Here is an 11,188-nt window from a genome sequence, read left to right on the forward strand (position 1 = left end):
CGATGGCGCGCGAGGACGCGAAACCCGCCGCGCCCGCAGCGGCGGCGGCCGGGCCGACCGACGCCGATATCCTCAATGACGAGAAGACGCCGGGCGACGTCCTTACCTATGGCATGGGCCTTCGCGGGCAGCGGTTCAGCCCGCTGACGAAGCTGACCGCCAGCAACGTCGCGAAGCTCGTGCCCGCCTTCTCCGCCTCGCTCGGCGGCGAGAAGCAGCGCGGGCAGGAGGCGCAGCCGATCGTCTATGACGGCATGATCTACGTCACCGGCTCGTACTCGCGCCTGTTCGCGTTCGATGCGCGAACGGGGGAGGAGAAGTGGCAGTATGACGCCCGCCTGCCCGACGGGATCATGCCGTGCTGCGACGTCGTCAACCGCGGGGCCGCCATCTATGGCGACAAGATCATCTTCGGCACGCTCGACGCGCATCTGGTCGCGCTCAACCGGATGACGGGCAAGGTCGTCTGGAACAAGAAGCTGGCCGATTACCAGGCCGGCTACAGCTTCACCGCCGCGCCGATGATCGTCAACGGCAAGGTCATCTACGGCAATTCCGGCGGCGAGTTCGGCATCGTCGGCAAGGTCGAGGCGCGCGACGTGAACACCGGCGAGCTCGTCTGGTCGCGCCCGACGATCGAGGGGCATATGGGCCAGATGGGCGGCAAGCCCTCGACCATGACGGGCAAGCTCAACGCCACCTGGCAGGGCAACCAGTGGGAGAATGGCGGCGGCGCCACTTGGCTCGGCGGGACGTACGACCCGGATACCAAGCTCATCTATATGGGCACCGGCAACCCCGCACCGTGGAACAGCCACCTGCGCCCCGGCAACAACCTCTACACCTCCTCGACGCTGGCGCTCGATCCCGAGACGGGCGAGATCAAGTGGCACTACCAGACGACGCCGCACGATGGCTGGGACTTTGACGGGGTGAACGAGTTCATCTCGTTCGATGCCGGCGGCAAGAAGCTGGGCGCCAAGGCCGATCGCAACGGCTATTTCTTCGTCCTCGACCGCACCAACGGCAAGTTCGTGTCGGCCAAGCCGTTCGTGTCGAAGACGACCTGGGCGTCGGGCTATACCAAGGACGGCAAGCCGATCTATGTCGACGCCAACCGCCCCGGCCCGCCAACGACGGAGAAGGGAGCGACGGTGTTCTCCGCGCCCAGCTTCCTCGGGGGCAAAAACTGGATGCCGATGGCGTACAGCCAGCAGACCGGCCTCTTCTACATCCCCTCCAACGAATGGGGCATGGACATCTGGAACGAGCCGATCGCCTACAAGAAGGGCGCGGCCTATCTGGGCGCGGGCTTCACGATCAAGCCGCTGTACGAGGACTATATCGGCGTGCTGCGCGCGATGGACCCGATGACGGGCAAGATCGTGTGGGAATACAAGAACAAGGCGCCGCTGTGGGGCGGGGTGCTGACGACCGCGGGCAATCTCGTCTTTACCGGCACGCCCGAGGGCTTCCTCAAGGCATTCGATGCCAAGACCGGCAAGGAACTGTGGAAGTTCAACACCGGGTCGGGCGTCGTCGGATCGCCCGTCACCTGGGAGCAGGATGGCGAGCAATATGTCGCGGTCATGTCCGGCTGGGGCGGCGCGGTGCCGCTCTGGGGCGGGGAGGTCGCCAAGTCGGTCGGCCACATCAACCAGGGCGGCTCGCTCTGGGTGTTCAAGCTGCCCAAGGCATGATCGGGCTGGGGGGAGGCGCCGCCTCCCTCCCTTCCCGCGCGGCGTGTCACCCGATACGATCCGCGGGTTCGAGGGAGGGGGAATCCGTGGACCGCGTGCTCATCGCCGACGATCACCCGCTGGTCCGCGACGGGCTGCGCGCGGTGATCTCGCTCGCGTTCGAGGGATGTGAATTGTTCGAGGCGGCGACGCTGGACGAGGCGCTGGGCGTGCTGGGCGAGGGGGCGGAGTTCGACCTTGTCCTGCTCGACCTCAACATGCCGGGCGCCACCGGCTTCGACGGGCTCGACCGGATGGTCGCGCAATTTCCGGCGACGCCTGTCGTCGTGGTGTCCGGATCGCATACCGCAGCGTTGGTGCGCGGGGCGCTCGCGCACGGGGCGGCGGGGTTCGTGCCCAAATCGCTGCGCCGTTCTGCGATCGCGGAGGCGCTGCGCGCGGTCCTCGACGGCGAAGTCTATGTCCCCGCCGATATCGCCGAGGAAATCACGACCGAGGATGCGGCGGAGGCGAGCATCCGCCGGCGCATCGACCTGCTCACGCCGCAGCAACGCGTCGTCTTCGGCCTGATGGTCGCCGGGCGGCTCAACAAGCAGATCGCCTATGAGCTCGACGTGTCGATGACGACGGTGAAGGCGCACGTCTCCGCCGTGCTCGCCAAGCTCGAGGTGTTCAACCGGACGCAGGCGGTGATCCTCGCCAACCGGGTCGGCTTCCCGCCGGTGATCCCGACGCGCAAATGACCGCGCGTTAGCGGACGATCGCGCTCAGCAGCGCGCGTAGCTGTGCGGGCTTCACCGGCTTGTTGAGCCAGTGGAAGCCCTCACCGCGTAGCCGGTCCTTCAATTCGGCGGTGCGGTCGGCGGTGACGATGATCGTCGGGATGCCGAGGCCGAGCGCGCGCACCACCGCATCGCCGGTGTCGCCGGCATCGAGGTGATAGTCCGCGACGATCGCGTCGATCCCCCCGCGCCCCGCCGCCGCGATCGTCGAGGCTCGATTGGCGACGCAGATCGCGTGGCAGCCCCAGCCGCTCAGGATCACGTTCATCCCCGACAGGATCGCCTCCTCGTTGTCGAGGACGAGGACCGTCCGCCCCGCCAGCCCGCCGCGCAATGCCGCGGGCGTCGCGGCGGCATCTACCGCCTGTGCGCGGCCGAGCGGGACCGTGACCGTGAAGGTAGCGCCGCGACCGGGCGCCGATTCCAGACCGATCGGGTGGCCGAGCATCCGCCCCGCGCGCTCGACGATGGCGAGGCCGAGGCCGATCCCCTTGACCGGCCGGTCGCGGTCGAGGCGGCGGAACTCGGCGAAGATCTCGCGATGATGCGCCGGGTCGATGCCGGGGCCGGTGTCGATCACCTCGATCCGCAGCACGCTGGCCCCCGCGTGACAGCGCACGGTGACGCCGCCCGTATCGGTGTAACGCAGCGCATTGGAGATGAAGTTCTGGACGATCCGGCGCAGCAGCCGCGGGTCCGAGCGAACCCAGGCATCGCAACTGTCGTCAAAGGCGAGAGCCAGCCCTCGCTCGCGCGCTAGCGGCGTGAACTCCGCGCGCATGTGCCGCATCGTTTCGGCGAGTGGGAAGTCGACGACGTTGGGCCGGACCGCGCCGGCATCGAGCTTCGAGATTTCGAGCAGCGCCTCGAGCAGGTCCTCGACCGAATCGAGCGCCGAATCGATCTGGCGGACGAGGCCGGCATTGGCCGCCGCCAGCCGCCGCTCGCCGAGCGCCGAGACGAACAGCCGCGCGGCATTGAGCGGCTGGAGCAGGTCGTGGCTGGCGGCGGCGAGGAAGCGGGTTTTGGAGCGATTGGCTTCCTCGGCCGCCTGCATCGCCTCTCGCATCGCTTCCTCGGCGGCGATGCGTTCGCGGACCTGCGCGGTGAGCTGGTCGTTGACCGCGGCGATATCCGCGGTGCGCTCGGCGACGCGCGCCTCCAGCGCCTCCGCCGCGCGCAGGCGTTCGGTGATATCCTCGAAGCTCATCACCATGCCGCCGCCCGGCATGGCGGAGCGGCGCACCTCGATCGACCGGCCGCTGGCGTGGCGGCGCGTCGTCACGATCTCGCCCGCCGACAGCCAGCCCAAGGGCTCGCCATCCTCCATCGGGCCGTTGAGCTTGGCACAGGTGGCGACGAGGCCGTCGTGCGACGCGATGCGCGGGATGCCGTCCACGGGCAGACCGATGACCGCGAGCAGCGAGCGGTTCCACGCGATCAGCCGGCGATCGGCATCGTACACGCACACACCGAGGCGGATATTGTCGAGCGTCGCCTGGAGCAGCACCGACTTCTGCGCCAGTTCGCGCGCCCGCTCGCGCGCGTCCGAGGCCTTCACCTCGGTGATGTCGTTGTAGATGCCGACGATGCCGCCCTCGCTGGTGCGCAGTTCGTTGACCTGGATCCAGCGGCCGTCGGCGAGCGCATGGACATGCCCGCCGCTCGCCACCGAATGCTGCGCCAGCCGCTCCGACAGCCAGCGGTCGGGCGACACCATCGCGCCCAGCGCAGCGCGGTCGTCGCCGATCAGCCGGGCGATCTCGTCGAAGCGCATTCCCGGCACGATCCGGTCGGCGATGCGCGGCCAGAAGTCGAGATAGGTGCGGTTGCACAGCACCAGCCGATCCTCGGCATCGAAGATCGCGAATCCCTCGCTCATGCTCTCGATCGCATCGGCCAGCCGCGCGCGCGCCTCGGTCGCCTCGTCGCGCGCGTGGGTGAGCGCGGCGTTGCTGGCGGCGAGTGCGCCGAGCGCGTGCTCGAGGTCGCGGGTGCGCGCCTGTACCTTCGACTCGAGCGTGATCGCGGTTTCGAAGAGGGAAAAGGCATTGCCCTGTAGGTCGGTCGACCGCTCCACCCGGTCCATCAGCACGCCGTTGATCCGGCGCAGCTTCGCATTCTCCGCGCGCAGCGCCTCCAGTTCCAGCTCGGCGGGGGTTGGCGCGCGGCGTGCCATCACTGCCCGATCACGAGGCCGGAAAAGGTCTGGTTGACGTGAAGCGCGTGGTACTGCTCGCCGTAAGTGTTGAAGCCCGCGACGCGGTGCTCGGTCATCAGGCGCGATACGTCGCGAAGGAGCTGGCGCTGCTCGATTTCGGTGCGGTTGAGCACGCAGTTGAAGCCGAGGATGCGGTCGATGCCGCCGACCGACTCCTCCAGCTCGCCCAAAAGCGTGCGCATGCTGCCGACGATGTCCGCCGCCTCGCCCAGCGTCAGCACCAGCCCCTCGTCAATCGCGCAGTAGAAGGTGAGGCTGCCGTCCGCATTGGCGGACTGGATCGAGCGGACATAATGCTCGCCGCCCGCCCGCACCATCGGCGGGCGAGAGGCGAAGATGGCAGGGCTGAGGTCCTCCGGCCGGACACCGACGAGGCGGGCGTATTCGGCCGCAGCGGGCTCCGCGTTGATCTCGCTGACGATGCGCGCGGCGGTGTCGGCACCGGTAATGACCATCTTGGTATCGCCGGGGGCATAGGGTTGCGAGCGGAAGACGCGCATCGGCCGCGGGCTGGACAGCACGGCGACGAGGGCGGCGTCGCGGTGGAAGCCGCGATTGTCGAGCACGAACGTCTCGCGAAAGGCGAAGCCGTCCCCGGACGAACCGCCGATCAGCGGGATCGCGCCCAGCGCGTCCTGGACGTTGACGGTCAGCATCTCCTCGCTGTGCGAAAGCCCGTCGACGAGGAAGATGGCGGCGCGGTGGAGCGCATCGCCCAGCCGCCGGGCATCCGCGCCGGCTTCGGCCACCAGCGATCGGACGCGCTCCTGCGCCTCGCCCGCGTCGATCCGGTCGAGCGCGTCGAAGCGGATCGCCGACAGCGCGAAGTCGCTGCGCGGAAAGCCGATCGCGACGAGTGCGCCGTCGCTGAATCCTTCCTCGGTGATCTCGCTGGACGAGGTGCAGCCGATCAGCGTCAGCCCCTCGCACCGGGGCACGAGCGCGGCCTCCAGCGCCTCGATGGGATAGCGGCTGGAGGCGAAGAGGACGATGCCGGCGAGGCTCGGCGCGTCGAGTTCGGCGAAGATCGCGCGCACCGCCAGTTCGGGGTCGGGATCGCGCGAGTGCGCGGTGCGGGTGACGGCGGCGGGGCGGATGCGGGGCGCGGTCTCTGGCATCGCCGCCAGCATGACAGGTGGCGGGCGGCGCGCAACCCTCGCGCGCGGCTGGCGAAGCATCGTCAGTCGCCGCCGCGCGGCGGCGGGCCGGCGGCATCCAGCGCATCGACCTCCGCGTCCGAAAACACGCGGCTGCGGATGATGAAGCGCCGCCCCGTCGGCCCCTCCAGCGAGAAGCCGGCGCCGCGGCCGGGCACAACGTCGATCGTCACCTGCGTATGGCGCCAATATTCGAACTGCGCCGCGCCGATCCAGACGGGCACGTCGCCCGCGACATGGCCGAGCAGCACGTCCTGCCCGCCGACGCGGAACTCGCCCGCCGGATAGCACATCGGCGCCGACCCGTCGCAGCAGCCGCCCGACTGGTGGAACATCAGGGCCCCGTGCCGGTCGCGAAGCTCGTCGATGACCGCGACGGCGGCGTCGGTGGCGAGGATGCGCGGCGGGACCATCATGCGGCTTTCGAAAGGAGGCGGGCCGGGCGACGCGCGGGGGCATCGCCCGGCCCGACCGGACCGGCAGGGAGAGTAGTGACAGCCGGCCCGATCAGAAGAAGCCCAGTGCCTTGGGGCTGTAGCTGACCAGGAGGTTCTTGGTCTGCTGGTAATGGTCGAGCATCATCTTGTGCGTTTCGCGCCCGATGCCCGACTGCTTGTACCCGCCGAACGCGGCATGCGCGGGGTAGAGGTGGTAGCAATTGGTCCAGACGCGCCCCGCCTGGATCGCGCGGCCGAAGCGATAGGCCCGCGTCCCGTCGCGCGACCAGACCCCGGCCCCGAGGCCGTAGAGCGTGTCGTTGGCGATCGACAGCGCCTCTTCCTCGTCCTTGAACCTGGTGACGGCGACGACGGGGCCGAAGATCTCCTCCTGGAACACGCGCATCTTGTTGTGCCCCTCGAGGATCGTCGGCTTGACGTAATAGCCGTCCGACAATTCGCCCTCGAGGGTCGCGCGCTCGCCGCCGGTCAGCACCTTGGCACCCTCGCCGCGGCCGATGTCGATATAGGAGAGGATCTTTTCGAGCTGGTCGTTCGACGCCTGCGCGCCGATCATCGTCGCGGGGTCGAGGGGGGAGCCCATCCGGATCGCCTCGACCCGCTTGACCGCGCGCTCCATGAAGCGGTCGTAGATCGATTCGTGCACCAGCGCGCGGCTGGGGCAGGTGCAGACCTCGCCCTGGTTGAGGGCGAACATCGCGAAGCCCTCCATCACCTTGTCGGCGAAGTCGTCGTCCTCGGCCAGCGTGTCGGCGAAGAAGATGTTGGGGCTCTTGCCGCCCAGCTCCAGCGTCACCGGGATCAGGTTCTCGGTCGCGTACTGCATGATGAGGCGGCCGGTCGTCGTTTCGCCGGTAAAGGCGATCTTGGCGATCCGCTTGTTCTGCGCCAGCGGCTTGCCCGCCTCGATCCCGAAGCCGTTGACGACGTTGACGACGCCCTCGGGAATGAGGTCGCCGATCAGGTCCATCAGCGCCATGATCGACATCGGCGTCTGTTCGGCGGGCTTCAGGACGATGCAATTGCCCGCCGCCATCGCCGGCGCCAGCTTCCAAACCGCCATCAGCAGCGGGAAGTTCCACGGGATGATCTGGCCGACGACGCCCAGCGGCTCGTGATAGTGATAGGCGACGGTGTCGTGGTCGATCTCTGCGATCGAGCCTTCCTGCGCGCGCAGGCAGCCGGCGAAATAGCGGAAATGATCGATTGCGAGCGGCAGGTCGGCGGCGGTCGTCTCGCGGATCGGCTTGCCGTTGTCGATCGTCTCGGCCAGCGCCAGGCGGTCGAGATGCGCCTCCATCCGGTCGGCGATCTTCAGGAGCACGCGGGCGCGGTCGGCGGGGCTGGTGCGGCCCCATTTCTCCTTCGCCTTGTGCGCGGCGTCGAGCGCGAGCTCGATATCCTCGGCAGTGCCGCGTGCGACCTGACAAACGGTGCGGCCGGTGATGGGGGAGGGGTTGTCGAAATATTCGCCGCGGACGGGCGCGGTCCACTGGCCGCCGATGTAATTGTCGTAGCGCGGGCGGAGCGCGACGTCGCCCTTCAGCTGTTCGAGTGCTTGGCTCAACATGATGGCATCCTCCTGACGATCACGCGCCCGCTGTCGTCGCGGGGCCGGGTCCGATCCTTCACCAACTATCCGCCCGCCCCCGCCGCGCCGCCATTGTACCAACGGGCAATTGTGAGCTGCCCGAGCGCCGCCCTAGCTCGCCGCCATCGAACAGGCAGGATCGGGAGAGGGCGTATGGGCAAGGTCGCGGCAATCGGGCTTCTGGGCATGACCCTCGCCGCGCCGGCAGCGGCGCAGCAGGTCGATCCGGGCAAGGCGGCCTTCGCCCCCTGCGCCGGTTGCCATGCCGTTACGGCCGGCGCAAACCGCGTCGGGCCGACGCTATACAAGGTCGTCGGGCGCAAAGTCGCGAGCGTCGCGGGCTACACCTATTCGGATGCGATGAAGGCCAAGAAGGGCAACTGGACGCCCGCCGCACTCGACGCCTATCTAGCCGATCCGCGCGGCAACGTCGCGGGGACCAAGATGAGCTTTCCGGGCGTCAAGGATCCCGCCCGTCGCGCGGCGTTGGTCAACTATCTAAAGACGCTCAAATAAGCGTTTGAAAACAAAGAGGGGGCGGCATGGGCGTTCTGGTCGTGAGTTATCCGGCGGAGGCGGGCAATCGCTTCGACGCGGACTATTATCTGGCGACGCACATGCCGCTGGTCGAGAAGTATTGGCGTCCGCGCGGCATGACCGGCGCGCGGCCGCTGATCGGGGGCTCGGGGCCGGCGGGCAAGCTGGCCGCGATGGTGCTGATCGACTTCGCGCCCGGCACCGCGATCGACGCGCTGCTTGCCGACCCGGCGAGCGCGCCGGTGTTCGCCGACGTCGCCAACTTCACCGACATCGCGCCCGCCGCGCACATCTTTCCCGACGCATGATCGACCTTCTGTTCGCGGGGCCGCTCGCGATCGCGCTTGCCGGGATGCCAACGCAGGAGGGGGCACAGCAGGCGCCCGAGATCGTCGTGACCGGGCGGGGCCTGTCGCTCCCCTCGACCGCCAGCACCGCGGGCACGGTGATCGAGCGCACGCGCGCGACCAACACCGCCAGCGGGCGGCTGGAGGACGTGCTTGCCGACGTGGCGGGGCTCCAGTCGTTCCGCCGGGCGGATTCGCGCAGCGCCAACCCGACCGCGCAGGGGATCACGCTGCGAGGCCTCGGCGGCAATGCGGCGAGCCGGGCGCTGCTGATCCTCGACGGCGTGCCACAGGCGGATCCGTTCGGCGGCTGGATCGCCTTTCCGGGTTTCGCCACCGACCGCATCGGTGCGGTGCGCGTGCGGCGCGGCGGCGGCAGCGGGCGCTGGGGATCGGGCGCGATCGGCGGGGTGATCGAGATCGACAGCGCCACCCCCGACCAGCTTGCGCCCTTCGCGGCAGAGGCGCTGTACGGCGAGCGGAATGGTGTGGACGCACGCGCCACCGCGACGCTGGCACGCGGGCCGGGCTTCGCCACCTTGTCGGCGGGCTATGCGCGCGGCGACGGCTTCGCGCCGATCGTCGAGGAGAGCCGCGGCCCCGTCGATCGCGCGGCCCCTTACGAACAGTTCAACGCCGCGCTGCGCGCCGTGGTGCGCGTCGCTCCCGATCTTGAGCTGCAATCGACGGTGCAGGGTTTCACCGACCGCCGCGACCGCGGGCTCGACTTCACCAAGATCGAAAGCGACGGCGCGGATGCCAGCGTCCGGCTGGTGGGTAGCGGCGACTGGCGCTTCTCGGTGCTCGGCTATGTCCAGACGCGCCGCTTCGCCAGCCAGTTCGCGAGCGTCAACGCCGCGCGCACCATCGTCACGCCGACGCTCGACCAGTACAACACGCCCGGCACGGGGTTGGGCGGGCGGGTCGAGATCATCCCGCCGCTGGGACCGAACGTCGACCTCGCCATCGGCGCCGACATTCGCGCGCTGAGCGGGCGGACGCAGGAGCTCTACACCTACGTCAACAATCTCCCCACCCGGCGGCGACAGGCGGGGGGCGAGACGCGGACGATGGGCGCGTTCGCCAGCCTGTCCGCGCGGCTCGGGCCGGTGCGGCTGGAGGGGGAGGGGCGGATCGACGACTGGCGGATCGGCGACGGTTATCTGTTCGAGGCGGCGCTGACCGGCGCCACGCTGACCGACACGCGCTATGTCGATCGTTCGGGCAGCGAGGCGACGGGACATGTCGGCATCGCCTGGCAACTGGCCGAGCCGGTGACGCTGCGCGCTTCGGCCTATCGCGCGTGGCGGTTGCCGACGCCGAACGAGCTCTATCGCCCGTTCCGAGCAGGCGCCGACGCGACTGCAGCCAATGCGAATCTCCGGCCCGAGACGCTCGAGGGGTACGAGGGTGGTATCGACGTGGCGCTCGGCCGCCGGGTGACGATCGGCGCGACGGTGTTCCGCAACACCCTGTCCGACGCGATCGCCAACGTGACCGTCGCGCGCGGGCCGGGGACGTTTCCCGGCGTCGGCTTCATTTCGGCGGCGGGCTTTTATCGCCGGCGCGACAATCTGGATGCAATCCGCTCGACCGGGGTGGAGGTCGACGGGCGGCTGAATTTCGGCGCGGTCTATGCCGAAGCGTCCTATGCCTATGTCGATGCGAAGGTCGCTGGCGGCACGCTGGCGCCGACCTTGGACGGCCTCGTCCCCGCGCAGGTGCCCGAGCATCAGGGGTCGGCGACGCTCGGCTGGGCGCGCGGCGCATGGGGGGCGAGCACGACGCTGCGTTATCTGTCGAGCCAGTTCGAGGACGACCAGAATGCGCGCGTGCTGGGCGACGCTTTCACCGTCGATGCGGTCGTGTCCGCGCCGGTCGCGCGCGGGCTGTCGCTGGTGGCGCGCGGGGAAAACCTGTTCGATGCGCGTATCGAGACGGGCTTCAGCAACGCCGCCGTGGAGCGCGCACGCCCGCGGCAATTGTGGATCGGATTGCGGCTGGGCGCGACGCGCTGACCGCTGATTTTCGGGGAGGGCATGAACATGGCGACTGCATACAGGAACGACCTCCCCGACCGCGTCCTTTATCCCGTACCGTCGGACTGGTCGTCGCGCGCGCATGTGGATGCGGCGGGCTACGAGCGGCTCTACCGGGCGAGCATGGGGGATGCGGACGCCTTCTGGCTGGCGCAGGCTGGGCGGCTCGACTGGGTGAAGGCGCCGACGGTGGCGGGCAACTGGTCGTTCGACGAGGGGGATTTCGGGATCCGCTGGTTCGAGGACGGCGTGCTCAACGTGTCGGTCAACTGCATCGACCGGCATCTGGCGGACCGCGGCGACGATACGGCGATCCTGTGGGAGCCGGACAGCCCCGAGGCCGAGGGGCGGCGGTT

10 protein-coding genes are annotated in these 11,188 nt (G+C 69.2%); 6 read left to right on the top strand and 4 right to left on the bottom strand.

What is annotated here, in order from left to right; genetic code table 11:
- Positions 1 to 2: 2 nt before the first annotated feature.
- On the top strand, positions 3 to 1,700 hold the full coding sequence (locus FHR19_RS06185) for a methanol/ethanol family PQQ-dependent dehydrogenase (protein ID WP_246359373.1): 1,698 nt from the start codon (positions 3 to 5) through the stop codon (positions 1,698 to 1,700).
- Positions 1,701 to 1,786: 86 nt separating this feature from the next.
- On the top strand, positions 1,787 to 2,443 hold the full coding sequence (locus FHR19_RS06190; protein WP_343053177.1) for a response regulator transcription factor: 657 nt from the start codon (positions 1,787 to 1,789) through the stop codon (positions 2,441 to 2,443).
- 7 nt (positions 2,444 to 2,450) lie between these two features.
- Here the strand turns inward: FHR19_RS06190 and FHR19_RS06195 are convergent, their stop codons facing one another.
- From FHR19_RS06195 to adh, 4 genes are all read right to left on the bottom strand, one after another.
- The gene (locus tag FHR19_RS06195; RefSeq protein ID WP_184025651.1) at positions 2,451 to 4,661 is read right to left on the bottom strand and encodes a NahK/ErcS family hybrid sensor histidine kinase/response regulator; all 2,211 of its coding nucleotides are present in this window, start codon (positions 4,659 to 4,661) and stop codon (positions 2,451 to 2,453) included.
- Positions 4,661 to 5,821: an FIST N-terminal domain-containing protein gene (locus FHR19_RS06200; RefSeq protein ID WP_246359295.1), complete on the bottom strand. Its 1,161-nt coding sequence runs from the start codon at positions 5,819 to 5,821 to the stop codon at positions 4,661 to 4,663. The genes FHR19_RS06195 and FHR19_RS06200 overlap by 1 nt, the downstream gene beginning before the upstream one ends.
- 62 nt (positions 5,822 to 5,883) lie before the next feature.
- On the bottom strand, positions 5,884 to 6,276 hold the full coding sequence (locus FHR19_RS06205; RefSeq protein WP_184025653.1) for a DUF779 domain-containing protein: 393 nt from the start codon (positions 6,274 to 6,276) through the stop codon (positions 5,884 to 5,886).
- A gap of 91 nt (positions 6,277 to 6,367) precedes the next feature.
- Positions 6,368 to 7,888 carry an aldehyde dehydrogenase gene (adh, locus tag FHR19_RS06210; protein WP_184025654.1) on the bottom strand — a complete coding sequence of 507 codons (1,521 nt, stop codon included), beginning with the start codon at positions 7,886 to 7,888 and terminating at the stop codon, positions 6,368 to 6,370.
- Positions 7,889 to 8,062: 174 nt separating this feature from the next.
- On the opposite strand from adh, the gene FHR19_RS06215 reads away from it, so the two are divergent.
- The 4 genes from FHR19_RS06215 to FHR19_RS06230 form a co-directional block, all read left to right on the top strand.
- Positions 8,063 to 8,425: a c-type cytochrome gene (locus FHR19_RS06215; RefSeq protein ID WP_184025656.1), complete on the top strand. Its 363-nt coding sequence runs from the start codon at positions 8,063 to 8,065 to the stop codon at positions 8,423 to 8,425.
- Between the two features lie 26 nt (positions 8,426 to 8,451).
- A complete protein-coding gene (locus tag FHR19_RS06220; protein ID WP_184025658.1) occupies positions 8,452 to 8,754 on the top strand; it encodes an EthD family reductase in 303 nt (100 codons plus the stop codon).
- Positions 8,751 to 10,811, top strand: a complete 2,061-nt coding sequence (locus FHR19_RS06225) for a TonB-dependent receptor (protein ID WP_246359296.1) — start codon at positions 8,751 to 8,753, stop codon at positions 10,809 to 10,811. The genes FHR19_RS06220 and FHR19_RS06225 overlap by 4 nt, the downstream gene beginning before the upstream one ends.
- A gap of 27 nt (positions 10,812 to 10,838) precedes the next feature.
- Positions 10,839 to 11,188 (top strand): acetyl-coenzyme A synthetase N-terminal domain-containing protein (locus tag FHR19_RS06230; protein WP_281375634.1); only part of this gene is annotated, 350 nt, incomplete at its 3' end.

Source organism: Sphingomonas yantingensis (assembly GCF_014199325.1).
GTDB lineage: Bacteria > Pseudomonadota > Alphaproteobacteria > Sphingomonadales > Sphingomonadaceae > Sphingomonas > Sphingomonas yantingensis.